Here is a 24700-nt window from a genome sequence, read left to right on the forward strand (position 1 = left end):
ATGAGGAATGAAAGCCTCATTCATGGAACATTCTTCTCATGACCGACATTGCAGTCCAGCTTCACGAAGCCAATCGCCGCCTTGACGCCATTGACCGCAAAATCCTGACGGTGCTGCAGGAGGACGCCTCGCTGTCGGTAGCCGAGATCGGCGACCGGGTCGGGCTGTCCTCGACACCGTGCTGGAAGCGCATCCAGCGGTTAGAGGCCGACGGCGTGATCCTGCGCCGGGTTGCGCTGGTCGATCAGAACAAGATCGGGCTCGGCATTTCCGTATTCGTCTCGGTCGAGAGTTCCGATCATTCCGAAGCCTGGCTGAAGACCTTCGCCAGTGCCGTCAGCGCCATGCCCGAAGTGATGGAGTTTTATCGGATGGCGGGCGACGTCGATTACATGCTGCGCGTCGTGGTCGCCGACATGGCGAGCTATGACGTGTTCTACAAGAAGCTGATCAGCGCCGTGCCGCTGAAGAACGTGACCTCGCGCTTTGCGATGGAGAAGATCAAGTCGGTCACCGCACTGCCGGTCCCGGCGGCGTAACCGCCGTCCGATGTTGCGCCGCGACAACGCTACCTTAGGCTGAAGGTTTACGCGCCGTTAGCTTCGTCACGATATTGTTCTGTGATGGAGCGGGGGGAAATCATTCCAACGACCCGACGGCCTGTCTGGCTGAACGCTGCTGCGCTGCTGATCGCGAGCTGGATCGGAATCGCAGCACTGTCGTTGCAGGTCAGGACCGGCGCCGAGGTCGTGGCGGTGGCTTTCCCGCCATGGTGGAGCGACAAGCAGGCGTTGCTTGCTACCGCGTCCGCCAACGCCGCCATCGTCAGGACGACCGCCGTTCCGGCCCTTCTGGTCGTGCGACCGGACGACAATGACGGGCTGACACAACTGCGCAAGGCCGGCGCCTGGCTGACCATGGACCCGCAGGCGATCGCGGCCTGCTTCACGAAATAGACGCGTACTTGACGACCTACAATCTGGGAGCTGGGAATGACCTTCGAAAGCGAAGACCTGGTAATCCTGCGCGAAACAGCCAGCAAGATATTGCTCGCGGTGCTCTGGCTGCACGTTCCGATCGCGCTCGTCATCGGTATGGCGCGCGACGCCGACTGGCTGGTACCGGCCGCCTTCATGGCCGCAATGGCGCTGGCCGCGACCGTATCGTGGCGCATGTCGGGGAACGGGCTTTCCACCCGCCTGATCGTTGCGGTCGCGTTGATGGCCGATGTCGCGATGTTTGTCTTCCAGCTCGCGGGACATCGCTGGCAGGTCGACATGCACATGTACTTCTTCGCAGCGCTGGCCTGTCTGGTCGCCTATTGCGATTACCGGCCGATCGTCCTCGGCACGGTGGCTGTCGCGCTGCACCACCTGACGCTGAACTTCGTGCTGCCGGCCGCGGTCTATCCCGGCGGCTCCGATTTTGGCCGCGTCGTTCTCCACGCCGTCATCCTCCTGATCGAGGCAGGCGTGTTGATCTGGCTCACGACCACGGTCACCCATTTGTTCGAAATGGCCGCACAGAAGACCGCGGAGGCCGATGCGGCCAGCGCTGCCGAAGCACGCGCCACTGCCGACCGCACCATGGCCGAGCAAGCCAAGCGCGACCGTGATGCGGCAAGGCGCGAACTGTCCGCCGGCTTCGAGCGCAGGATCAGCGGCGTCGTCGAGGCCGTCGCCGTGGCGGCCAGCGAGATGCAAGGTCTGTCGGCCTCGATGAGCGACAGCAACGCTGAAACCTCGCGGCAGACCGCCACGGTCGCCGCCGCATCGACGCAGGCCTCGGCGAACGTGGAAACGGTGGCATCGGCAACCGAAGAGCTCGCGGCTTCGATCAACAGCATCGCCCAGCAGGTGACGCGCTCCGCCGAGATCGCCAACAAGGCCGCCGATGAGGCGCGTCGGACCAACGCCGTGGTCGAGGGACTTGCCGCCGGCACCCAGAAGATCGGCGAAGTGGTGACGCTGATCCAGAGCATCGCCAGCCAGACCAATTTGCTGGCGCTGAACGCCACGATCGAAGCCGCCCGCGCCGGCGAACATGGCAGGGGATTTGCGGTGGTAGCGAGCGAAGTCAAGGCGCTGGCCAATCAGACCGCGAACGCGACGGAGGAAATTTCCGCGCAGATTCAAGCCATCCAGACCGCCACCGGCGAAGCCGTCAACGCCATCCAGGTGATCAGCGGCACCATCGCCGAGATCGACGAGATCTCGAGCGGAATCGCCGCCGCGGTCGATCAGCAGGGCGCCGCAACGCGGGAAATCGCGGGGAACGTGCAGCAGGCCGCTGATAGCACCAGGGATGTCAACGACAGCATCCTCAGCGTCAGCCGGGCTTCCGATGAAGCCGGCCGCGGGACGGCACGGTTGCTCGACGCCGCGAATGGCCTGTCGTCGCAATCGGACCGGCTGAAATCCGAAGTCGACAGCTTCCTCGGCTCGCTTCACGCGGCGTAGGCGCCACAAGTGTCATACGCGGGCATAGCCGTCTGAAGGACGGCGTCGCTTGCGCTCGCCTATGACCCGCGCATCCATCAATCCTCACTAGAACACTTTCACGAAGAGGATGGATTGCCGGGTCAAGCCCGGCAATGACACGTCAATCTCAAATCTTCTGATTATACTCGCCGACTTCGGGATGGGTGCGCAGCACCACATTCATCGCCTCGAACATGTCGTGCATCCGCTGCTCGGCAACGGGGCTCTCGACCACCACCACCAGCTCCGGCTTGTTGGAAGACGCCCGCACCAGGCCCCAGCTGCCATCTTCGACCGTGACACGCACGCCGTTGACGGTGACGAGATCGCGGATCTTTTGGCCCGCGACCTTCTCGCCCTTTTTTTGCAGCGTCTCGAAATGCTTCACCACGGCGTCGACGACGCCGTATTTGGTCTCGTCGGCGCAATGCGGCGACATCGTCGGCGACGACCAGGTTTTCGGCAGCGCGTCCTTCAGATCCGCCATCGACTTGCCGGTGGCGCGATCGAGCATCTCGCAGATCGCGATCGCCGAAACCAGGCCGTCGTCATAGCCGCGGCCGAACGGTTTGTTGAAGAAGAAATGCCCGGACTTTTCGAAGCCTGCCAGCGCGCCAAGCTCGTTGGTGCGGCGCTTCATGTAGGAATGGCCGGTCTTCCAATACTCGGTTTTGGCGCCCTGCTTCTGCAGCACGGGATCGGTGACGAAAAGTCCGGTCGATTTCACGTCGACCACGAACAACGCATCCTTGTGGATCGCCGACATGTCGCGCGCCAGCATCACGCCGACCTTGTCGGCAAAGATCTCCTCGCCGGTATTGTCGACCACGCCGCAACGGTCGCCGTCGCCGTCAAAGCCGAGGCCGACATCGGCCTTGTGCGTGAGCACGGCGTCGCGGATCGCGTGCAGCATCTCCATGTCTTCGGGGTTCGGATTGTATTTCGGAAAGGTGTGATCAAGCTCGGTATCGAGCGGGATCACCTCGCAGCCGATCGCTTCCATCACCTGCGGCGCGAACGCGCCCGCGGTGCCGTTGCCGCAGGCGACCACGACCTTCAGCTTGCGCTTCAGCTTCGGGCGCTGGGTCAGGTCGGCGATGTAGCGCGCCGGAAAATTCTCGTGGAATTGGTAGGAGCCGCCGGCCTTGTTCTTGAAATCGGCGTTGAGCACGATTTCCTTCAGCCGCGTCATCTCGTCGGGACCGAAGGTCAGCGGCCGGTTGGCGCCCATCTTGACGCCGGTCCAGCCATTGTCGTTATGCGACGCGGTGACCATCGCGACGCAGGGCACGTCGAGGTCGAACTGCGCGAAATAGGCCATCGGCGTCACCGCGAGCCCGATATCGTGCACTTTGCAGCCCGCCGCCATCAGGCCCGAAATCAGCGCGTATTTGATCGAGGCCGAATAGCCGCGAAAGTCGTGCCCGGTGACGATCTCCTGCTTGACGCCGCGTTCCGCGATCAGCGCGCCGAGCCCCATGCCCAGCGCCTGAATGCCCATCAGGTTGATTTCCTTGCCGAACAGCCAGCGCGCGTCATATTCGCGAAAACCCGTTGCCTTCACCATCGGCTCGGATTCATAGGCATAGGTATTCGGAACCAGCACGGATTTCGGCTTCGGAAACATGGGGGATGGCCTCTTGAGACATAGAAGGGCAGCGCCGCAGGCTTAGCGAAAGCGCAGGCGCAGCGGAAGGCGGGATTAGCGGCTTTTGGCGATTAATTGCGGCGGATTTGAAGGCAGAACTGCCTAGAGCTTCAGCTCTGATTGCATCAGAACTGAAGCTCTAAATTCCTGTTTTGACGCGTTTTCTTCACGCGAACCGGCATCCACCCTCGGATCAAGTCCGAGGGCATGCTTCGCTCGAAAACGCTTTATTGCTCCAGCACCAGTCGGCCATTGGCGTATTCGAAGCGCTTCAGCTTCGACAGGAACGACAGGCCAAGCAGATTTTCCGAAAGGGCTTCGTCGGGCAGCACCATGGCGTCGACGTCGCGCACCACGATTCCACCGAGGTCAATCATGGCAATCCGCGTGCGTGCGGCCTTGATGGTGCCGTTGGCGGTGGTGACGGTCGCGTTGTAGTCGCCGCGCGAGGGGCGCAGGCCGAACCGCGCCGCAGATTTTTCGTTCAGCGCCACCAGCGAAGCGCCGGTGTCGACCATGAAGTCGACGCGCTGGCCGTCGATCCGGCCGTCGGTCTGGAAATGGCCGCGCGCGTCTCTGGGAATGCTGATGCTGCGGCCGCTGGCCTGCGCGACCGTTGTTGCGACCTGCGCTTTTGGCGGGGCGGTATTGGCGAGCGCCGGCGCAAACTTATCCGCCATCTGGGCCATGAAGCTGCCGAGGGCAACCAGGACTGCGGCAAAAATCATCAGGTTACGCATGACGCCACACTCGATACATTTAGGGCCAGACCGCCGATCACACCACGGCGCCGGCCAAGCCGCGACTAACAACGCCGGCCGAGGCTGCCATTTTGGCGAAAAGGATGAGCGAAGCGTTAACGAAGGCGCGCAATTGCGCCCTTCACGTTCCGCGCGGCTTGACCCGTCGCGTGGGCAAGGCATTGGCTGGGTCTTCCGGCCAGGGATGGCGAGGATAGCGGCCGCGCAGGTCGGAACGCACGGCTGCGTAACTGCCACGCCAGAACCCCGGCAAATCGCGCGTCACCTGCACCGGCCGCTGCGCCGGCGAGAGCAGTTCCAGCACCAGCGGCACCGCGCCCTTGGCGATCGAGGGATGGCTGTTGAGCCCGAACAATTCCTGCAGCCGAACCGCGATCGTCGGCCCCTGCTCGGCTTCATAATCGATCGCCAGCATGGTGCCGGTCGGCGCCTCGAAATGGGTCGGTGCCTCGCGCTCCAGCCGCGCCCGCAGATCCCACGGCAATAAGGCCATCAGCGCGTCGGAGAGATCGCCGGGCGCCAAGTCTTTCAGTGAGGTCTTGTCGTAGAGAACGGGCTCCAGCCACGCCTCGCTTGTGGCCGCGAGTGCGTCGTCGGACAGATCAGGCCAGCTGTCGCCTTCGGCCTTGCGCAGGAACATGACGCGGTCGCGCCATTGCTTTGATGATTTCGACCACGGCAGCCTGTCTAGCCCGAGGGCGACCAGTCCGGCAGCGAAGATTTTTGCGGTCTCCGCCGAAGGTGACAGCGCCATCGGCGCCTCCGACAGCGTGATGGCGTGCAGGCTGCGCTTGCGCCGGGCACGGAGCGCCATCGCGCCACGATCGAACGTGATCTCCTCGGCGTTCTCGATCTGGTCGGCGAAGCGCAGTTCGATCTCTTCCTGCGCGATCGGCGCCGCCAGCAGAATGCGGCCCTGTGCGGCCGTGCCGGTCAGTTCAGCAACCGCGATATAGGGCGCGCGCGCCAGCGACGAGGTCTGCTCCACGGCCGCCCCCCTGCCGTTGGCGAGCACAAAACTGCCGTTGCCCCGGTTGCGGGCGACCCGGTCGGGGAAGGCAAATGCCAGCATGACGCCGGTGCTCAGATCGCCATCCGCTTGCGCGGACGAAGCCGGCGCTTCGGCGGCCACCTGCGAGGCCCAGCGCTGCGCCAGACTGCGCGCGCTGGCGGCACGGGGCGAACGGTCGCGGCGGAATTGATCCAGCCTGTGATCGAGATCGACGCTGTCGCCGCCGAGGCCGCGCTCGGTCAGAACAGCGGCGATATCGGCGGCTTCCTCGCCCGCGCCGGCGCGATGCGAGTCCACGATCATGCGCGCCAGCCGCGGCGGCAACGCCAGCGCGCGCAGGCTCTTGCCCTCCGCGGTGATCCGGCCGTCGCCGTCGAGCGCGCCGAGTTCGGAAAGAAGACTGTTGGCCTCCTTCAACGCAGGTGCCGGCGGTGGATCGAGGAATGCCAGGGTCGCGGGATCGCGCACGCCCCATTGCGCGAGGTCGAGCACCAGCGAGGACAGGTCGGCCGACAGAATTTCGGGCTGCGTGTAGGCGGCGAGCGATGCCGTCTGCGGCTCGTCCCACAGCCGGTAACATACGCCAGGTTCGGTGCGGCCGGCGCGGCCGCGGCGCTGATCGACCGCGGCGCGCGAGGCACGCACGGTTTCCAGCCGGGTCAGGCCGATATCCGGCTCATAGCGCGGCACCCGCGCCATGCCGGAATCGACGACAATCCGAACGCCTTCAATGGTCAGCGAGGTCTCGGCAATCGATGTCGCCAGCACCACCTTGCGCTGCCCCTTGGGCGCGGGCGCAATCGCGCGGTCCTGCACGGCGGCGTCGAGCGCGCCGAACAGCGGCACGATCTCGACGCTGGCATCATGGACCCGCTCGCCGAGAAAATTCTGCGTGCGGCGGATTTCGGCGGCGCCCGGCAGGAACGCCAGCACGGAGCCGGGATCGGCGCGCAGCGCGGTTGCGATCGCGTCCGCCATCTGCCGCTCCAGCGGCGCGTCCGACTTGCGGCCGAGATAACGCGTCTCCACCGGATAGGCGCGGCCTTCGCTGGCGACCACCGGGGCGTCGCCCAAAAGTTTGCCGACCCGCGCACCGTCGAGCGTCGCCGACATCACGAGGATGCGCAAATCCTCGCGCAGGCCGGTTTGCGCATCGCGCGCCAGCGCCAGACCCAGATCGGCATCGAGCGAGCGCTCGTGGAATTCGTCGAACAGCACGGCGGCGACGCCGTTCAGTTCGGGATCATCGAGGATCTGCCGTGAGAATATCCCCTCGGTGACGACCTCGATCCGCGTCGCGCGCGAGACCTTAGAGCCGAAACGGACGCGGTAGCCGACGGTGTCGCCGGTGCGCTCGCCGAGCGTCTTCGCCATCCGCTCCGCGCTGGCGCGCGCCGCGATCCGCCGCGGCTCCAGCATGATGATCTTCTTGCCCTTGAGCCAGGACGCATCCAAGAGCGCCAGCGGCACCCGCGTCGTCTTGCCGGCGCCCGGCGGCGCCACCAGCACCGCGGAATTGTGGTCCGCCAGCGTGCGCGTCAGCTCGGGGAGTGCCGCGTCGATCGGAAGTGGCGTGTCGAAGGTCAGGGGCAACTATGGCTCGTGTCGGTTCTTCCCTTCTCCCCTTGTGGGAGAAGGTGGATCGCTGACGCGCAGCGGCGGCGAGCCGGATGAGGGGTCTCTATCCGCGGATGCTGACCCCTCATCCGGCGCTTCGCGCCACCTTCTCCCACAAGGGGAGAAGGGAAGAAAGGGCGTCAAACGCCGCTGCCCGATCCCCGTCCCACGCTGTCATATGTAAAGCCGTGGGCCGCCATGTCCTCGGGGCGATAGATGTTGCGCAAATCCACCACGACCGGCTTGGCCATCTCGCGCTTCACGCGCTCCAGGTCGAGGGTGCGGTATTGCACCCATTCGGTCACGACAACCATCGCGTCAGCGCCGCGCAGGCAGTCATAGGGGTCGTCGCAATATTCGATATCGGGCAATTCCTTGCGCGCCTGCTCGATACCGACCGGATCGTGGGCGCGGACCTTGGCGCCCATGTCGAGCAGTCCGGTGATGAGCGGAAGCGACGGCGCCTCGCGCATGTCGTCGGTGTCGGGCTTGAAGGTGAGGCCGAGCACCGCGACCGTCTTGCCGCGCAGGCTGCCACCGGCCGCGTTCGACACCTTGCGCGCCATCGCGCGTTTGCGGTTGTCGTTGACCCCGAGCACGGCCTCGACGATGCGCAGCTGCACGTCGTGATCGAGCGCGATCTTCACCAGCGCGCGGGTATCCTTCGGGAAGCACGAGCCGCCGAAGCCGGGGCCGGCATGCAAGAACTTCGCGCCGATGCGGTTGTCGAGCCCGATGCCGCGCGCGACTTCCTGTACGTCGGCGCCGACCTTTTCCGAAAGATCCGCGATCTCGTTGATGAAGGTGATCTTGGTGGCGAGGAACGCATTGGCGGCGTATTTGATCAGTTCCGCGGTGCGCCGCGCCGTGAACATCAGCGGCGCCTGGTTGAGCGACAACGGCCGGTAGATATCACCGAGCACCTTGCGCCCGCGCTCGTCCGAGGTGCCGACCACGATACGGTCGGGGAACTTGAAATCGCGGATCGCCGCTCCCTCGCGCAGGAATTCCGGATTGGACGCCACCACCACATCGGCCGACGGATTGACCTCGCGGATCAGCCGCTCAACCTCGTCGCCGGTGCCGACCGGCACCGTCGATTTGGTGACCACGACCGTAAACCCCTTGAGCACCGCGGCGATCTCGCGCGCGGCGGCGTGCACGTAGCTCAAATCCGCGTGGCCATCGCCGCGCCGCGACGGCGTGCCGACCGCGATGAACACCGCGTCGGCGTCCGCAACCGGCCCGGTCAGGTCGGTGGTGAAATCCAGCCTTTTGGCCTTCACATTGGAAGCCACCAGCGCGTCGAGCCCAGGCTCGAAAATCGGGATCTCACCGCGCCGAAGCGCGGCGATCTTGTCGCCGTCCTTGTCCACGCAGGTAACCTGGTGACCGAAATCGGCAAAACAGGCGCCGGATACCAGCCCCACATAGCCCGTGCCAATCATGGCAATGCGCATGAAAACAGCCCGCTTTGATGGTTAACGTCGGTTCAGATTCTGCCCGCCTCTTAAAGCATTTGGCGGCAAAGAGGAAACCGGAAAAGCGTCGGAGAGCGGCAAGAAGGCCGGCAAAGAAATCGGCAAGAAAACCGGCATGTCATTTGTATGAATAAAGGAGAAAGCAACGGATCGGGCCGATGATGCGGCGCCAACGGGCCAAAACAGGACAACCATGACACCAAACGGCACATTACCTGTCGCCGAACGCGCCACGTCTTTTGTGGCCGGACGCATTGACTGGGTCGACTATGCCAAGGGCATCTGCATCGTCATGGTCGTGATGATGCATTCGGTGCTGGGGGTTGAAGCCGCGGCGGGCCAGACCGGTTTCATGCATTGGCTCGTCATGTTCGCCAAACCGTTCCGGATGCCGGATTTCTTCCTGATTTCAGGCCTGTTCCTGGCGGTCGTGATCGACCGCGACTGGCGCACCTATCTCGATCGCAAGGTGGTGCATTTCGTCTATTTCTACGTGCTGTGGGTGACGATCCAGTTCGGCTTCAAGGCGCCGTCGTTCGCCGCCGGGTCCGGTTGGGCACATGTCGGCTATCTGTATCTGGAATCCTTCATCGAGCCGTTCGGCACGCTGTGGTTCATCTATCTGCTGCCGATCTTCTTTGTCGTCACAAAACTGACACGCAGCGCCCCGCCGCTGGCGATCTTTGCCGCGGCCGCGTTGCTGGAAATGGCGCATGTCGCGACCGGCTGGACCGTGATCGACGAATTCTGCGCGCGCTTCGTCTATTTCTATGCGGGTTATTGGCTGGCTTCCTACGTCTTTGCCGTGTCGGACCGCGCTCGGGCGCGGCCCGCACTTGCGCTCGCGGGTCTGGCATTGTGGGCCTTGATCAATGGCGGCCTGGTCATTGCGGGCTACAGCGATTGGCCGCTGGTCTCGCTCGCACTGGGATTTGCCGGCGCCGGCGCCATCATCGTGATGGGCACGCTTTTGGCGCGCATGCGCTGGCTCAATTTCCTGCGTTTTTGCGGCGAGCATTCGATTGTGATCTATCTCGCCTTCTTCCTGCCGATGGCGGCGACAAGGGCGGTGCTGCTGCGCAGTGGACTCCTCGACGTCGGCACGATCTCTCTGATCGTCACCGTCGCAGGCGTCGTCGGCGCGCTGGCGATCTGGCGGCTGGCCCTGGCGCTGCATGCCAACTTCCTGTTCGATCGCCCCGGCGCGTTCTGGATCGCGCCGAAGAAGGTTGCCCCGGTGTTGCAGGCGGCGGAATAGGTTTCTCCTCTTGTCGTCCCGGCGAAGGCCGGGACCCATAACCACCGGCCTTCGTTTAGCGGAAGGCGTCAGCCAGATTTACTCGATCGATAGATCACGCGGTATGGGTCCCGGCCTTCGCCGGGACGACGAAAATTGGTTCTTGGGCCATTCCGGATTCCCGCCTGAATGGCAGCTGATGACAGCGTGGAAAATCGCCCGCCGAGGCTGTCAATCCGCGCAAAAATCCCTAAGTTTCGGCCATGCCGAAAACAGCCCCCAAAGCCGACAAACCCGCCCCCGCCAAAGCCGCAGCCAAGTCCGAGACCAAGTCTCAGACCAAGGCCGAAACAAAGGCTGAAGCCAAGGTGCCTGCCAAAGTTCCGGGCAAGGGCGACCATGTCTTTCTGGTCGACGGTTCCTCCTACATCTTCCGCGCCTATCACGCGCTACCACCGCTGAACCGCAAATCCGACGGGTTGCAGGTCAATGCCGTGCTCGGCTTCTGCAACATGCTGTGGAAGCTGCTGCGCGACATGCCCGAGGACAACCGGCCGACCCATCTGGCGATTGTCTTCGACAAGTCAGAGATCACGTTCCGCAACAAGCTTTACCCCGACTACAAGGCGCACCGGCCGCCGGCGCCCGACGATCTGATCCCTCAATTCGCGCTGATCCGCGAGGCGGTGCGCGCGTTCGACCTGCCCTGCCTGGAACAGGTGGGCTTCGAGGCCGACGATCTGATCGCGACCTATGTGCGGCTGGCCTGCGAGCGCGGCGCCACCGCAACCATCGTATCGTCGGACAAGGATCTGATGCAGCTGGTGACCGACTGCGTCACCATGTACGACACCATGAAGGACCGCCGCATCGGCATCCCGGAGGTGATCGAGAAGTTCGGCGTGCCGCCGGAGAAGGTCGTCGAAGTCCAGGCGCTCGCAGGGGATTCGACCGACAACGTGCCTGGTGTGCCCGGTATCGGCGTCAAGACCGCCGCGCAACTGATCGTCGAATATGGCGATCTGGAAACACTGCTGCTGCGCGCCGGCGAGATCAAGCAGCCGAAACGGCGCGAGGCGCTGATCGAGAATGCCGAGAAGGCGCGGATTTCGCGGCAGCTGGTGCTGCTCGACGACAAGGTCGCGCTCGACGTGCCGCTCGATGATCTTGCGGTCCATGAGCCCGACGCGCGAAAACTGATCGCGTTCCTGAAGGCGATGGAGTTCTCCACCCTCACCCGCCGCGTTGCCGATTATTCGCAGATCGATCCGTCCGATGTGGAGGCGGATGCCGGCAACAAAAGCGGGGCAAGCGTTTTTGGGGTGCTGCCAATTGCCGAGAAAGTCGGGGAACGTGACGGCCCGAGTGGAGACCTGTTTGCGGAGAAAGGTGCCGGCGGGAAAGCCAGCACACCGGCCAAGGGGTCGGGTGATCGGCAAGACAAGGCCTCAAGCCTGAAAGGCAGCCCGATCTCGCTCGCGAGCGCGCGCGAGGCGGCGATCCGCAAAATCCCGTTCGACCGCAAGAAGTATCAGACCATCGGCAGCCTCGATCAGCTCGAGGCCTGGCTGGCGCGGGTGCACGATGTCGGCCATTTCGTCATCGAGGCGATGTCAGACTCGATCGATCCGATGCAGGCGGAGATCTCAGGCATTGCGCTGGCGCTGGCGCCCGACGATGCCTGCTATGTCCCGCTCGGCCACAAGCAGTCCGGCGGCGGTGCCGGCCTGTTCGACGCCGGCCTCGCGCCGGACCAGATCAAGGCGGGCGATGCGCTTGCCGCATTGAAGCCGCTGCTGGAATCGGCGGGCATTCTCAAGATCGGCTTCAACATCAAGTTCAACGCCGTGATGCTGGCCCAGCACGGCATCACACTCCGCAACCATGACGATGCGCAGTTGATGTCCTATGCGCTGGATGCCGGCCGCAACGCCCATGGGCTCGAAGGGCTCGCCGAGCGCTGGCTCGGCCATGCCGTCGTCGATTATGCCGGGCTCACCGGCAGCGGCAAGAACAAGCTCACCTTCGACCAGGTCGCCATCGACAAGGCGACGGAATATGCGGCCGAAAGCGCCGATGTGATCTTGCGGTTATGGCGTGTGCTCAAGCCGCGGCTCGTCGCCGACCGCATGACCGCGGTCTATGAGACGCTGGAACGGCCGCTGATCTCGGTGCTGGCGCGGATGGAGCGGCGCGGCATTTCGATCGACCGCCAGGTGCTGTCGCGGTTATCAGGCGAGTTCGCCCAGACCGCCGCACGGGTCGAAGCCGAACTGCAGGAAATCGCGGGCGAGCCGATCAATGTCGGCAGCCCCAAGCAGATCGGCGATATCATCTTCGGCAAGATGGGCATCACCGGCGGCACCAAGACCAAGACCGGCGCATGGTCGACCTCGGCGCAGGTGCTCGATGAGCTCGCCGAACAGGGCCACGAATTTCCGAAGAAGATTCTGGAATGGCGGCAGGTCTCGAAACTGAAATCGACCTATACCGACGCGCTGCCGATCTATGTGCATCCGCAGACCCACCGCGTTCATACCACCTACGCGCTGGCCGCGACCACCACCGGGCGGCTGTCGTCCAATGAGCCGAACCTGCAGAACATTCCGGTGCGTACCGAGGACGGCCGCAAGATCCGCCGCGCCTTCATCGCCACCCCCGGCCACAAGCTGGTGTCGGCTGACTATTCGCAGATCGAGCTGCGGCTGCTGGCCGAAATCGCCGACATTCCCGTGCTGAAGCAGGCCTTCCGCGACGGGCTCGACATTCACGCCATGACGGCTTCCGAAATGTTCGGCGTGCCGATCAAGGACATGCCGAGCGAGGTGCGCCGACGCGCGAAAGCGATCAATTTCGGCATCATCTACGGCATCTCGGCGTTTGGGCTCGCCAATCAGCTCGGCATCGCGCGCGAGGAGGCCTCGGCCTACATCAAGAAGTATTTTGAGCGCTTTCCTGGCATCCGCGCCTACATGGATGCGACGCGGGATTTCTGCCGAGCCAACGGCTATGTCGAGACGCTGTTCGGCCGCAAATGCCACTACCCCGATATCAAGGCGAGCAACGCCTCGGTCCGCTCCTTCAACGAGCGCGCCGCGATCAACGCCCGCCTGCAAGGCTCCGCCGCCGACATCATCCGCCGCGCCATGATCCGGATGGAAGATGCGCTGGCCGAGAAGAAGCTCTCGGCGCAGATGCTGCTGCAGGTTCACGACGAGCTGATCTTCGAGGTGCCCGAAAGCGAAGTCGCGGCGACGCTTCCGGTGGTGCAGCACGTGATGCAGGACGCACCGTTCCCGGCGGTGCTGCTCTCGGTGCCGCTGCAAGTCGATGCGAGGGCCGCGAATAATTGGGACGAGGCGCATTAGTTCGATGGCGTTCCCCGGATGCTGCGCAGCACGCCGCCCTTGCGGCGTGGTGCGCTGCTGATCCGGGGTCCATCTTCTGTGAAAGATGGGTCCCGGCTCTGCGGTGCACCGTGAAGAACGCTGCACCGCGTCCGGGACACGTGACCGACTGCTAGAATTGCTCTCCGTACAATTTCCGAAATGACATCGCGGCATGTCGCGCGCTAGAACCTGCGCGCATTCCCTCGCGAGTCCGCTCATGCCCCACACGTCAGCCCTGCTCGGTTTCGCCCTCGTCTCGCTCGGCATGGTGCTGACGCCGGGGCCGAACATGATCTACCTGATCTCGCGCTCGATCACGCAAGGCGCGGCGGCGGGGATCGTGTCGCTTGGCGGCGTCGCGCTCGGGTTTGTGTTCTACATGCTGTGCGCGGCGTTTGGCATCACCGCGCTGTTGTTCGCCATTCCTTACGCATATGACGCGCTGCGCTTTGCGGGCGCGGCCTATTTGCTGTGGCTGGCGTGGCAGGCGCTGAAGCCGGGCGGCCGCTCGCCGTTTCAGGTGAAGAAGCTGCAGGTCGATGGCCCGCGAAAATTGTTCGCGATGGGCTTTGTCACCAATCTCTTGAACCCGAAGATCGCGATGCTCTATCTGGCGCTGCTGCCGCAATTCATCGACCCTACCGTCGGCAGCGTGCTGACGCAGTCGCTGGCGCTGGGCGCGATCCAGATCGTGATCAGCGTCAGCGTCAACGCGATGATCGCGCTGGCGGCCGGATCGATCGCGCTGTTTCTCGGCACGCGGCCGAGCTGGCTGCTGCTGCAGCGCTGGCTGATGGGCACCGTGCTGGCGGGGCTGGCGGTGAAAATGGCGTTCGAGGCAAGGAAGGCGTAGCCCATCTCGTCATGCGCGGGCTTGACCCGCGCATCCATCGCCTGCGCAAGCAGGCAGATCATTTTGGTCAAGAAAGATGGATTGCCGGGTCATAGGCGAGCGGAAGCGACGCCGTCCTTCAGACGGCTATGCCCGGCAATGACATCGAGACCCTCAATCCAGCTTCGCTTCCATGCCGCGCTTCGTCGCCGGGCGGGCCATCAGCGCGTTGTACCAGCGTTCGACATTCGGGAAATCCTTCAGCTCCACCTTGTGGCGCGGGTGGCGCCAGGCCCAGCCGAGGATGGCAAAATCGGCGACCGACAGCGCACCCGCGACGAAGTCGCGGCCGTCGAGCCGGCGGTCCAGCACGCCGTAGAGCCGGCGGGTCTCGTCCATGTAGCGCTTCAGGCCATAGGCGCGGTCGGTTTCGTTCTCGAGCGCGATGAAGTGGTGCACCTGGCCGGGCATCGGCCCAAAGCCGCCCATCTGCCACATCAGCCATTCATAAACCGGGATGCGGTCGTTGAGCGGCTTGGGCAGGAACTTGCCGGTCTTCTCGCCGAGATAAAGCAGGATCGCGCCGGACTCGAAAATGCTGACCGGCTTGCCGTCGGGGCCATCGGGATCGACGATCGCGGGAATCTTGTTGTTGGGGCTGAGCTTGAGGAAGGCGGGCGCCATCTGCTCGCCCTTGCTGATGTTTACCGGGATCACCTTGTAGGGCAGCCCCATTTCCTCCAGCGCGACCGAGATCTTGCGGCCGTTCGGCGTGTTCCAGGTGTGCAGTTCGATGGTCATTACGGTTTCCCCCAATAAAGCTTGGACCTCCCGTAGCGCGGAAGCTTGCGGCCTTACAACCGCCGTTTCCGAGGGGGCCTCCCTGCGCCCGGCGGGACCCGGCAGATTGCCGCGCCCTGTTGATTTGGCCAGATCGGCTCTGGAATGAAAGGGAAAGCACCGATAGATTGCCGGCCGCCTCAAACCTTTGGGAATACGCCTTGTCCAAGTCAGCCTCCCGCGCCCGCCTCGCCGAGATCATCCGCAAGCGATCGTTCGGCCGCGGCGAGATCACGCTGGCCTCCGGCCGCAAGAGCGACTTCTACTTCAACCTCAAGCCGACCATGCTCGACCCCGAGGGTGCGGCGCTGCTGGCGGAATTGACCTACGAGGCGCTGAAGGACGACCAGCTCGACTACGTCGGCGGCCTGGAAATGGGCGCGGTGCCGCTGGCCGGCGCGATCGCGCAGCTCTCTTGGCTCAAGGGCCATCCGATCGCGGCGTTCTTCGTGCGCAAGAAGCCGAAGGAGCATGGCGCCCGCCTGGCGGTCGAGGGCCTTGCCAAGGGCGAGAGCCTGCAAGGCAAGCGCATCGTGATCGTGGAAGACGTCACGACGACCGGCGGTTCGGCGTTGAAAGCGGTTGAAGCCGTCCGCGATGCCGGCGGCGAGATCGTGCTCGTCTTCACCATGGTCGACCGCGACGAAGGCGCCACCGAAGCGTTTGCCGAGGCAGGCATTCCGTTCCGCTCGCTCTACAAGGCCGGTGAATTTTTGAAGGGCTGATTGCTCTTTCGTCTGGCGGGTGTCCCGGACGCGGTCCAGCACCCTTCGTGCTGCTCCGCAGAGCCGGGACCCACACTCGCCCGTCGACCACTATCGGCCCCGGATCAGCAGCGCACCGCAAGCGCGCTGCGCAGCATCCGGGGCACGCCACCGACACTCAATTCTTTCCCGCTGCCGAGCGCTTGCTCATAGCTCGTTTACCATCCCGGATTATGGTGAATCCACCGGCGCCTGTTGCGCGTCGGTGGTTAAGTGTTGCGTTGGGTGGAGTTAGCGTTGCGTACAGAGTTGGTTTTTTCGCGCATGCGGCGCCGCGCGACTTCTATTGCCGCCGCCACGCTTGCAGCATCTTTCATGCTGGTGCCCGGCAGCGTATCGGCCGAAGGCCTGTTCGACATGTTCTTTGGCGGTGGCCAGAAACAGCAGGCGCGGCAAGCCCCGGCACAGGCGAATTTCTTTGCCGATCCGTTCGGCCTCAATCAGCCGCCAGCGCAGCCCGCGCCGGCGCCGCGCGTCGCCGGCTCCGGACCCGCCTTCTGCGTCCGTAGCTGCGACGGCAAGTATTTTCCGCTGACCACGCGCGGCAACGCCACGCCGGTTCAGATGTGCCAGGCGTTCTGCCCCGCCAGCCCCACCAAAGTGTTCTACGGCAGCAACATCGACAGCGCGTCGGCCAGCAATGGCGAGCGCTACGCGGACAGCGAAAACGCGTTCGCTTATCGCAAGGCGCTGCGCGCCGATTGCACCTGCAACGGCAGGAGCCCGTCCGGCCTCGCGCCGGTCGACCTCGCGCTCGACACCTCGCTGCGTTCGGGTGACGTCGTCGCCACCACCGACGGCCTCGTCGCCTATACCGGCGTTCGCCTCGGCGCCGAGCAGACCGCCGAATTCACGCCCGTCGCCTCCTATCCCGGCCTCACCGCCAGCGTCCGTGCCCGGCTCGGCGAAATGAAGGTCGCACCTGTCAGCGCTGAAATGGTCGGCGAGACCGTGATGCCCGAGACGCGAAACGAGATCGCGATGCCGGCGAGCGTGGTGCCGAAGAGCACGGCCCCCAAGGCGGCGAAGCGGGCGGAAGTGAACTGACGGCCGATCGCACGAGTCAACGATAGCAACAGTACATCTTAGGGCCGTCATTCCGGGGCGATGCAAAGCATCGAACCCGAATCTCAAGATTCCCCGATGCGCAATTGCGCATCTGAGGTCTGGTCCTTACGGACCATCCCGGAATGACAAACACAATCATCACCGCCCGACGATCACCCCGATGACGTTCGGCGCCGACAGATATTTTTCCTCGATCGCCGCACGCGCCGCGGCGCGGTTTTCCGGCGTCAGCAGGCCGCGCTTTTCGGCGAGGATCATCCAGCAATAGCCCCACCAGTCCGACAGCATGCCCTGGTCGTCGACGAGGTCGTAGCCCTGCTCGGCGGCAAAGATCCGCGCATGGGCCTCGTCGAGCGAATCGAGCCAGGCGTGGTCGGCGATCGAGAACAACTCGTCGCTGAAATCGTCGGTCGTGTAGCCCCACACCGACATGCAGACGGCATTGAACTCACGGTCGATGGTGTCGTCGTCGACCGGCTGGCGGCGCGAGGCCTGATGCAGCCGCGACAGCGAGCGCGCGAAATCGGCGATACGGGTGAGCGCGAATTGATCGAAGGCGATGGTGGACATGGACATGTAGTCCTCGATATTGGCGATAGACCATAGATATTGTGTCGGCGCTGTGCCGAATCACAATGATATATCAAGCACTTGCTAAAGTGTTCTTAATTTGTTCCAGTAGTATAAATTTGCGAGATCGAGACATGGACCGGATGCAGGCCACGGAAATTGCCAGGCACTTGCACGATGCTGCAGAGGCCATTGACCGGGCGAGCGCTGTCATATCAGCGCTTGATCAGGCGGATCGGACAGCACTCGCCAATCCCCTTGGAGAGACCGTTTCCGCCCTGCATTTTTCGGCCTTTTGCGGGCTGTTTACGATCGCTATCCGGACTTGCGACCGCCATCGGACGAAGAGCCCTCCATCGATTCGACCCTGCAATGGGCGGATGTCGTGCTCCCTAAGTCCGTGTCCCAGGCCGATCTCGACGAGTTGATCTTTTCCACTCTGAAACCGAATTGGCAGAAGACCGCCTGGGTTATCGGCAACCTTGTCATTCGCTGCGAAGCGCTTGCATGGCCCATCGATGCGGAAATGCTGGCTGCGCGCATCCAGGCATTGGCCGAAGCCGGAAGTATCGAGAGCGCGGGCAACGTTCGCGCATGGCGGCACAGCGAGATACGCTTGACAGGCTGATGGGCGCTGCGCGTTTCCGATCCCGGGCGTTCAGTGCCACTGGCTTGTCTTTAATGCGACGAGGCGCTGGAAAACAGATTGATCACAACGACCCCGGTGACGATCAGGCCCATGCCGCAAAGCGCGGCCGTATCCAACTTCTGGCTCTGGAACACCCAGGCGATCGTGGCGATGAGGACGACGCCGACGCCCGACCAGACGGCATAGACCACGCCTGTCGGCAGGCTTCGCAGGGTAAGCGACAGAAAACAGAACGCCACCGCGTAACCCGCGACCGTCACCAGCGATGGCAGCGGCTTGCTGAAACCGTCAGACAGTTTCAGGAAGGTTGTCGCCACGACTTCCGAGAGAATCGCGATGCCCAAATAGAGATAGGTCATGCCGCCTGCTAGCAGAGGCATGTGATGTTTTGACGACTCGGGCCGATCTGGTAGCGCCAAGACCAGCGGGAACTATCCCATGGCGGGACGCAGATAGTAATTGTCCCACTCGGCTTCCCTCACGAGCGTGAAGCCGTGCCTGACATAAAAGCGGTTTGAATCGCTGCCGCGCAGCGCGGTGACCCGCAACGGCTTTCTTTGCCGGTCCGCTTCGGCGAAAACTTCGGCGAGCACCGCTGCACCCACGCCGCGGCCCTGATAGTGCGGATCGACATAGAGGTGATCGAGCACCAAGCCTTCATCATCCGGCTTCACGACCACCAATCCCGCGCGCGATCCGTCGACCAGGATATGCCGGGTGAATTCAGGCACGAAGCCCGACAGGAACCGCTCGCGGGCGCGCTGCGGATCAAAGCGTCCGATGCGTTCGAGGCTCTCCCGCATCGCCAGAATCCGAAGCGCGGCGAAAGCTTCTGCGTCGGCATGGTCGGCCGGGCACAGCGAGATTGAACCGATCGGCGGGATCATTTCTTCTTGCGAGGCAGGTTCGGACGGATTGGCTTCGTTATGGCTCACATCGCCGACAGCATCTTGCCGCCGCAATAATTGGCGTAGAATTTTCCGCCGCATGCCGCTTCATCGCCGCACACCGGGTGGCGGGCGCCGCATTCTTCGCGACGCTGAACGAGCATCCCAATCCATCGGCGGTTTTGCCCGCCTTGCCGGCGGCGAACGCGGCGCTGGTGACGCTGATGCAGACCATCAGAAGCGTCGCAGCGGCGATCTCGATGATCAATCTCATGGCCCACCCTCCTTCAGACTCAAGGCGATATCCAGGCTCTCGGCCGTTATTCTAGCACCGAAATCGGCGCACGGAGGCCACCAAATCGGCCCGGTCCTTGCATAAAAACATACCAGCGCGGTGCACAACAAACGTCTGGATAGTTTCGGTTGTGGTGCAAGGCGCGTATCCTTTCGTTGAGTCTGAAACTGCAGGGATTGACGCGTTGCAAGAACAAGCATTCGCAGGGAGTTTTCCGGTGCCGGGCCAGCCGATCGACGAACTGGCGCTTTCCGAGATCAAGGGCGCGATTCTCGCCAAGCTGCGGCTTGCCATCGGCAAGGACACCGGCATGGCGACCAAGCGCGACTGGTACAAGGCCGCAGCATTGGCGCTGCGCGACCGCATTGTGCACCGCTGGCTGACGGCCGAGAAGGATAATTACGACGCCGGCCGCAAGCGGGTCTATTACCTCTCGCTCGAATTCCTGATCGGGCGCCTGTTTACCGACGCGCTGAACAATATGGGCCTGCTGCCGCTGTTCGAGGCGGCGCTGGGCGATCTCGGCGTCGATTTGTCGGACCTGCGCAATTGCGAACCGGATGCGGCGCTCGGCAATGGCGGCCTCGGGCGGCTGGCGGCCTGCTTCATGGAAAGCATGGCCACCCTCGCCATTCCCGCCATCGGCTACGGCATCCGCTACGATTTCGGCCTGTTCCGCCAGATCATCGCGCAGGGCTGGCAGCAGGAATATCCCGACGAGTGGCTCGGCTTCGGCAACCCCTGGGAATTCCAGCGCTCCGAGGTGGTCTATCAGGTGCATTTCGGCGGCCACGTCACCCATGTCGCGGACCGCGGCCGCGAACGCGCCAGCTGGCATCCCGGCGAAACCGTGCAGGCCGTCGCCTACGATACCCCGATCGTCGGCTGGCGCGGCCAGCATGTGAACGCGCTGCGGCTGTGGTCGGCGCGCTCGCCCGATCCGCTGCGGTTAGATGCCTTCAACACCGGCGACTATCTCGGCGCAATGGCCGAGGAAGCGCGCGCCGAATCGATCTGCAAATTCCTCTATCCGAACGACGAGAGCGCCGCGGGCCGCGAATTGCGGCTGCGCCAGGAATATTTCTTCGTCTCCGCCTCACTGCAGGATCTGGTCAAGCGGCACCTCGCCGCCGATGGACAATTGCGCAGCCTGGCGCAAAAGGCCGCGGTACAGCTCAATGACACCCATCCGAGCCTTGCCGTCACCGAACTGATGCGGCTACTGGTCGACCTGCATAATTTCCGCTGGGACGAGGCCTGGAAGATCACGGTCGCGACGCTGTCCTACACCAACCACACGCTGCTGCCGGAAGCACTCGAGACCTGGCCGGTCGAACTGTTCGAACGGCTGCTGCCGCGGCATCTTGAAATCATCTACCGCATCAACGCCGCGCATCTGGCGCTGGCGGAGCAACGCGCTCCCGGCGATATCGACTTCCGCGCCTCGGTGTCGCTGATCGACGAGCGCTCCGGCCGCCGGGTGCGGATGGGACAACTGGCTTTTGTCGGCTCGCACCGCATCAACGGCGTCTCGGCGATGCATTCCGACCTGATGAAGGAGACCGTGTTCCACGATCTCAACCATCTCTATCCGCAGCGCATCACCAACAAGACCAACGGCATCACCTTCCGGCGCTGGCTGATGCTGGCCAATCCGAAACTCACCGGGCTGTTGCGCGAGACCTGCGGCGAAGCCGTGCTCGACGATTTCTCGCGGCTGCAGCGCCTCGAAGACCATTGCGGCGACAATTCGTTCCAGCAGCAGTTCCGCGACGTCAAGCTGCAGAACAAGCTGGCGCTGGCGCGGGCGATCGGCGAGCGCCTCAGCATCAAGGTCGATCCGTCGGCGCTGTTCGACGTCCAGATCAAGCGCATCCACGAATACAAGCGGCAACTGCTCAACATCCTCGAGGCGGTCGCGCTGTATCAGGCGATCAAGGATGAACCCCAGCGCGACTGGGTGCCGCGGGTGAAAATCTTCGCCGGCAAGGCGGCGGCGAGCTATCGCACCGCCAAGCTGATCATCAAGCTGATCAACGACGTCGCCGAGATCGTCAACAACGATCCCGCGGTCGCGGGACGGCTGAAGATCGTGTTCCTCGCCAACTACAATGTCAGCCTGGCCGAAGTGATCATTCCGGCGGCGGACCTGTCCGAACAGATCTCGACCGCCGGCATGGAAGCCTCCGGCACCGGCAACATGAAGCTCGCGCTCAACGGCGCCTTGACCATCGGCACGCTCGATGGCGCCAACATCGAAATCCGCGACCATGTCGGCGCGGAAAACATCGCGATCTTCGGCATGGAGGCCGGCGACGTCATGGTCCGGCGCCGGCAGGGGCTGGATGCCTCCGACGTGATCCGCCGCTCGCCGCGGCTGTCGCGGGCGATCAGCGCGATCGAGAGCGGCGACTTTTCGCCCGGCGACCCCGCCCGGTTCGAGGCGATCGGCCACACGCTGCGCCAGTTCGACCACTACATGTGCGCCGCCGATTTCGATTCCTATTACGAGGCCCAGCGCGGCATCGATGCGCGCTGGCAGGTGATGCCGGCGTGGACGCGGGCCTCGATCCTCAACGTGGCGCGGATGCCGTGGTTCTCCTCCGACCGCACCATCCGCGAATACGCCGCGGATATCTGGCACGTGCCGGTGCTGCCGACCGCGCCCGTGCAGGAGCAGGATGCCCAGCGCGGCGTGTCGGGCTGAATTCCGGCGATCTCTCTCGATTCGTCATGCCCGGGCTTGACCCGGGCATCCACGTCTTCAGGCGCCACTGACAAGGAAGACGTGGGTGGCCGGGCATAGGCAAGCGGACGCCGGCCATGACGGAGAAAGCCATTACCTGTCACGTCATTGAATTCATGCCAGTTGCGGTGATACTGCACGGCAGTACCCCGGGGAATTCCATGCTTACCAAGACACCGCATCTGTTCGACGACGCCACGCAGGTCACCGCCGGCGACAGCCGCTGGCAGGGCAAGACCAGCGAGGATTACTGGGCCTTTGTCGGCCCGTTCGGCGGCTGCACTGCGGCCACAATCCTGCGCGCTCTCATGGACCACCCGCAACGATCGGGCGATCCATTGTCGCTCACGGTCAATTTCTGCGCGCCGGTCGCGCAAGGCGCCTTCGATCTCGACGTGCGGCTGGTCAAGGCCAACCGTTCGACGCAGCATTGGTGCGTGGAGATGACGCAAGGCGGCGGCGAGGTGGCGACGCTGGCCACCGCGGTGTTCGCCGAGCGCCGGCCGTCATGGTCGCACGCGCAGGCGCCGTTTCCGCCAACCAAGTCCTACGAGCAGACGCTGCCTTACGGAAAGGTCGCCGCTCCCTGGGTCAAGCAGTATGATTTCCGTTTCGTCGAGGGCGAGCCGGGTTGGGGCTCGGCGTCGTCGGCCGAGCCGAACTCGTTCTCGAAACTGTGGATCGGCGACCGGGTGCCGCGGAAGATCGACGCGCTGTCGCTGATGTCGATGTCGGACGCGTTTTTTGGCCGTATCTTCCACGCCAGGCGCGAACTGGTACCGTTCGGCACGGTGTCGATCACGACCTATTTCCACGCCGACGCCGCCGATCTCGCCGCGGAAGACATCACGCGCGTGCTGGCGGTGGCCGACGCCAAGATTTTCCACAAGTCTTATGGCGACCAGAACGGTGAATTGTGGTCGCCGAAGGGACGGTTGCTCGCAACGACGACGCAAATCGCGTATTTCAAGGCGTAAGGGAACATACGGGCCTCATCTTCCGTTCCCTACGGTCCTGGAAGGCGGCTCATGTCCGAACCCGACGTCAAAAAGCCCGATATCGCCCTGCTCGGCATCCCCATCGAAATCGGTGCTTCGCAGGCCGGCACGCTGATGGGCCCCGCGGCGCTAAGAACCGCGGGCATTGCACGCGTGCTCGACCAGTTGGGATTTGCCGTCGAGGATCACGGCGACCTTTCGATATCGAAAGTCATTTCGGACGGACCGCCGCCTGCCAACGCCAGATTCTACGACGAGGTGAAAACCTGGATTCGGCTGCTCAGCGAGCGCGCCTACCACTTGGCGCGTTCCGGCGCGGTGCCGATCTTCATGGGCGGCGATCATTCGCTCTCGATGGGATCGGTCAATGGCGTTGCGCGCTATTGGAAAGAACAGGGCCGGCCGCTGTTCGTCCTGTGGCTCGATGCGCATGCCGACTACAACACGCCCGACACGACCATCACCGGCAACATGCACGGCATGTCCTCGGCGTTCCTGTGCGGCGAAGGCGGGCTGGACGATCTGCTCGGCGATCAGCCGCGCGCCTCGATCACGCCGGATCAGCTCGATTTGTTCGGCATCCGGTCGATCGATCCCCTGGAAAAGAAGCTGGTTCAGGACCGCCGCGTCGCGATCGCCGACATGCGCGCGCTCGACGAATTCGGCGTCGGCGTGCTGATCCGCCGCGTCATCGAGCGCGTGAAGGCGAAAAATGGCCTGCTGCATCTCAGCTTCGACGTCGATTTTCTCGATCCGGCGGTCGCACCGGGTGTCGGCACCACCGTGCCCGGCGGCGCCACCTATCGCGAGGCGCATCTGGTCATGGAACTGCTGCATGATTCGGAACTGGTGCGCTCGGTCGACATCGTCGAACTCAACCCGTTCCTCGACGAGCGCGGCCGCACCGCGCGCGTCGCAGTGGAGCTGATCGGCAGCCTGTTCGGCCTGCAGATCACCGACCGCCGAACGCCGACAAACGCGATGCTGCAAGGACGATAGCCAGAGCAGCCGCATCAAGAACAAGCGTTCTGTGAAAAAAGGGCGACCTTGCGGTCGCCCTTTTCATTTCCGAGAAATGACGTTCGGATCACTCCGCCGCGAGCTTGACCTCGGGCGCGGCAGCGCGGACGTCGGCGTCGACCTGGGCTTCAAATTTCGCAAAATTCTTCTGGAACATGCCGACCAGCGCGCGCGCGGTCTTGTCGAACTCGGCCTTGTCCTGCCAGGTGTTGACGGGATTGAGGATGTCGCTGGGCACGCCCGGCAGCGCCGTCGGCACCGCAAAGCCGAAATATTTGTCGGTGCGGAATTCGACATTGCGCAGCGAGCCGTTCAGCGCCGCGGTGAGCAGCGCCCGCGTCACCTTGATCGGCATCCGGCTTCCGGTGCCGTATTTGCCGCCGGTCCAGCCGGTGTTGACCAGCCA

Annotated in this window: 21 protein-coding genes; 12 read left to right on the top strand and 9 right to left on the bottom strand. The window is 63.7% G+C overall.

Going from position 1 to position 24700, the window contains the following annotated elements; genetic code table 11:
- The first annotated feature begins 38 nt into the window (after positions 1-38).
- The 3 genes from JQ609_RS23540 (at position 39) to JQ609_RS23550 (ending at position 2459) form a co-directional block, all read left to right on the top strand.
- On the top strand, positions 39-539 hold the full coding sequence (locus JQ609_RS23540) for an Lrp/AsnC family transcriptional regulator (protein WP_192739183.1): 501 nt from the start codon (positions 39-41) through the stop codon (positions 537-539).
- Positions 540-623: 84 nt separating this feature from the next.
- A complete protein-coding gene (locus JQ609_RS23545; protein ID WP_212209309.1) occupies positions 624-956 on the top strand; it encodes a hypothetical protein in 333 nt (110 codons plus the stop codon).
- A 36-nt stretch (positions 957-992) separates the two neighbouring features.
- Positions 993-2459: a methyl-accepting chemotaxis protein gene (locus tag JQ609_RS23550; RefSeq protein WP_212275124.1), complete on the top strand. Its 1467-nt coding sequence runs from the start codon at positions 993-995 to the stop codon at positions 2457-2459.
- Between the two features lie 148 nt (positions 2460-2607).
- Here JQ609_RS23550 and JQ609_RS23555 read toward each other — a convergent pair whose 3' ends face one another.
- From JQ609_RS23555 to JQ609_RS23570, 4 genes are all read right to left on the bottom strand, one after another.
- Complete coding sequence (locus JQ609_RS23555) at positions 2608-4107, bottom strand: phosphomannomutase/phosphoglucomutase (protein ID WP_212275125.1); 1500 nt, start codon at positions 4105-4107, stop codon at positions 2608-2610.
- Between the two features lie 248 nt (positions 4108-4355).
- Positions 4356-4868 (bottom strand): TIGR02281 family clan AA aspartic protease, encoded by a 513-nt coding sequence (locus tag JQ609_RS23560; RefSeq protein ID WP_212209306.1) that lies wholly within the window; start codon positions 4866-4868, stop codon positions 4356-4358.
- A 142-nt stretch (positions 4869-5010) separates the two neighbouring features.
- On the bottom strand, positions 5011-7494 hold the full coding sequence (gene hrpB, locus JQ609_RS23565; RefSeq protein ID WP_212275126.1) for an ATP-dependent helicase HrpB: 2484 nt from the start codon (positions 7492-7494) through the stop codon (positions 5011-5013).
- Between the two features lie 164 nt (positions 7495-7658).
- Complete coding sequence (locus JQ609_RS23570) at positions 7659-8978, bottom strand: UDP-glucose/GDP-mannose dehydrogenase family protein (protein ID WP_212275127.1); 1320 nt, start codon at positions 8976-8978, stop codon at positions 7659-7661.
- Positions 8979-9192: 214 nt separating this feature from the next.
- On the opposite strand from JQ609_RS23570, the gene JQ609_RS23575 reads away from it, so the two are divergent.
- From JQ609_RS23575 to JQ609_RS23585, 3 genes are all read left to right on the top strand, one after another.
- The gene (locus tag JQ609_RS23575) at positions 9193-10257 is read left to right on the top strand and encodes an acyltransferase family protein (protein WP_212275128.1); all 1065 of its coding nucleotides are present in this window, start codon (positions 9193-9195) and stop codon (positions 10255-10257) included.
- Positions 10258-10499: 242 nt separating this feature from the next.
- The gene (gene polA / locus JQ609_RS23580) at positions 10500-13604 is read left to right on the top strand and encodes a DNA polymerase I (RefSeq protein ID WP_212275129.1); all 3105 of its coding nucleotides are present in this window, start codon (positions 10500-10502) and stop codon (positions 13602-13604) included.
- Positions 13605-13842: 238 nt separating this feature from the next.
- Positions 13843-14478: a LysE family translocator gene (locus JQ609_RS23585; protein WP_212036478.1), complete on the top strand. Its 636-nt coding sequence runs from the start codon at positions 13843-13845 to the stop codon at positions 14476-14478.
- Between the two features lie 153 nt (positions 14479-14631).
- Here the strand turns inward: JQ609_RS23585 and JQ609_RS23590 are convergent, their stop codons facing one another.
- Positions 14632-15258 carry a glutathione S-transferase family protein gene (locus JQ609_RS23590; RefSeq protein WP_212275130.1) on the bottom strand — a complete coding sequence of 209 codons (627 nt, stop codon included), beginning with the start codon at positions 15256-15258 and terminating at the stop codon, positions 14632-14634.
- 200 nt (positions 15259-15458) lie between these two features.
- On the opposite strand from JQ609_RS23590, the gene pyrE reads away from it, so the two are divergent.
- Positions 15459-16022 carry an orotate phosphoribosyltransferase gene (gene pyrE / locus JQ609_RS23595; RefSeq protein ID WP_212209300.1) on the top strand — a complete coding sequence of 188 codons (564 nt, stop codon included), beginning with the start codon at positions 15459-15461 and terminating at the stop codon, positions 16020-16022.
- 276 nt (positions 16023-16298) lie between these two features.
- A complete protein-coding gene (locus JQ609_RS23600) occupies positions 16299-17108 on the top strand; it encodes a DUF2865 domain-containing protein (protein ID WP_409363404.1) in 810 nt (269 codons plus the stop codon).
- Between the two features lie 159 nt (positions 17109-17267).
- Here the strand turns inward: JQ609_RS23600 and JQ609_RS23605 are convergent, their stop codons facing one another.
- Positions 17268-17699 (bottom strand): hypothetical protein, encoded by a 432-nt coding sequence (locus tag JQ609_RS23605; RefSeq protein ID WP_212209399.1) that lies wholly within the window; start codon positions 17697-17699, stop codon positions 17268-17270.
- 400 nt (positions 17700-18099) lie between these two features.
- Between JQ609_RS23605 and JQ609_RS23610 the strand changes: the two genes are divergently transcribed.
- Positions 18100-18327, top strand: coding sequence for a DUF3658 domain-containing protein (locus JQ609_RS23610; protein WP_212209299.1), 228 nt, complete (start codon positions 18100-18102; stop codon positions 18325-18327).
- 50 nt (positions 18328-18377) lie between these two features.
- Here the strand turns inward: JQ609_RS23610 and JQ609_RS23615 are convergent, their stop codons facing one another.
- A complete protein-coding gene (locus tag JQ609_RS23615; protein ID WP_212275137.1) occupies positions 18378-18707 on the bottom strand; it encodes a multidrug efflux SMR transporter in 330 nt (109 codons plus the stop codon).
- Between the two features lie 72 nt (positions 18708-18779).
- Positions 18780-19283: a GNAT family N-acetyltransferase gene (locus JQ609_RS23620; protein ID WP_212275131.1), complete on the bottom strand. Its 504-nt coding sequence runs from the start codon at positions 19281-19283 to the stop codon at positions 18780-18782.
- A 431-nt stretch (positions 19284-19714) separates the two neighbouring features.
- On the opposite strand from JQ609_RS23620, the gene JQ609_RS23630 reads away from it, so the two are divergent.
- From JQ609_RS23630 to rocF, 3 genes are all read left to right on the top strand, one after another.
- Positions 19715-22237 carry a glycogen/starch/alpha-glucan phosphorylase gene (locus tag JQ609_RS23630; RefSeq protein ID WP_212209296.1) on the top strand — a complete coding sequence of 841 codons (2523 nt, stop codon included), beginning with the start codon at positions 19715-19717 and terminating at the stop codon, positions 22235-22237.
- 200 nt (positions 22238-22437) lie between these two features.
- Positions 22438-23253 carry an acyl-CoA thioesterase II gene (locus JQ609_RS23635; RefSeq protein ID WP_212275132.1) on the top strand — a complete coding sequence of 272 codons (816 nt, stop codon included), beginning with the start codon at positions 22438-22440 and terminating at the stop codon, positions 23251-23253.
- Positions 23254-23304: 51 nt separating this feature from the next.
- Positions 23305-24273 carry an arginase gene (gene rocF, locus JQ609_RS23640; protein WP_212275133.1) on the top strand — a complete coding sequence of 323 codons (969 nt, stop codon included), beginning with the start codon at positions 23305-23307 and terminating at the stop codon, positions 24271-24273.
- A gap of 88 nt (positions 24274-24361) precedes the next feature.
- On the opposite strand, the gene JQ609_RS23645 is transcribed toward rocF, so the two are convergent.
- A partial coding sequence (locus JQ609_RS23645; RefSeq protein ID WP_212275134.1) for a phosphoenolpyruvate carboxykinase (ATP) occupies positions 24362-24700 on the bottom strand: 339 nt, incomplete at its 5' end.

This window comes from Bradyrhizobium sp. AUGA SZCCT0169 (genome assembly GCF_018130085.1).
Classification (GTDB): domain Bacteria; phylum Pseudomonadota; class Alphaproteobacteria; order Rhizobiales; family Xanthobacteraceae; genus Bradyrhizobium.

Bases quoted from the DNA above. Each gene is read 5' to 3' on its own strand.
- JQ609_RS23540 (WP_192739183.1), top strand. From the start codon at position 39: ATGACCGACATTGCAGTCCAGCTTCACGAAGCCAATCGCCGCCTTGAC.
- JQ609_RS23545 (WP_212209309.1), top strand. From the start codon at position 624: ATGGAGCGGGGGGAAATCATTCCAACGACCCGACGGCCTGTCTGGCTG.
- JQ609_RS23550 (WP_212275124.1), top strand. From the start codon at position 993: ATGACCTTCGAAAGCGAAGACCTGGTAATCCTGCGCGAAACAGCCAGC.
- JQ609_RS23555 (WP_212275125.1), bottom strand. From the start codon at position 4,107: ATGTTTCCGAAGCCGAAATCCGTGCTGGTTCCGAATACCTATGCCTAT.
- JQ609_RS23560 (WP_212209306.1), bottom strand. From the start codon at position 4,868: ATGCGTAACCTGATGATTTTTGCCGCAGTCCTGGTTGCCCTCGGCAGC.
- JQ609_RS23570 (WP_212275127.1), bottom strand. From the start codon at position 8,978: ATGCGCATTGCCATGATTGGCACGGGCTATGTGGGGCTGGTATCCGGC.
- JQ609_RS23575 (WP_212275128.1), top strand. From the start codon at position 9,193: ATGACACCAAACGGCACATTACCTGTCGCCGAACGCGCCACGTCTTTT.
- polA (WP_212275129.1), top strand. From the start codon at position 10,500: ATGCCGAAAACAGCCCCCAAAGCCGACAAACCCGCCCCCGCCAAAGCC.
- JQ609_RS23585 (WP_212036478.1), top strand. From the start codon at position 13,843: ATGCCCCACACGTCAGCCCTGCTCGGTTTCGCCCTCGTCTCGCTCGGC.
- JQ609_RS23590 (WP_212275130.1), bottom strand. From the start codon at position 15,258: ATGACCATCGAACTGCACACCTGGAACACGCCGAACGGCCGCAAGATC.
- JQ609_RS23605 (WP_212209399.1), bottom strand. From the start codon at position 17,699: ATGTCCACCATCGCCTTCGATCAATTCGCGCTCACCCGTATCGCCGAT.
- JQ609_RS23615 (WP_212275137.1), bottom strand. From the start codon at position 18,707: ATGACCTATCTCTATTTGGGCATCGCGATTCTCTCGGAAGTCGTGGCG.
- JQ609_RS23635 (WP_212275132.1), top strand. From the start codon at position 22,438: ATGCTTACCAAGACACCGCATCTGTTCGACGACGCCACGCAGGTCACC.
- rocF (WP_212275133.1), top strand. From the start codon at position 23,305: ATGTCCGAACCCGACGTCAAAAAGCCCGATATCGCCCTGCTCGGCATC.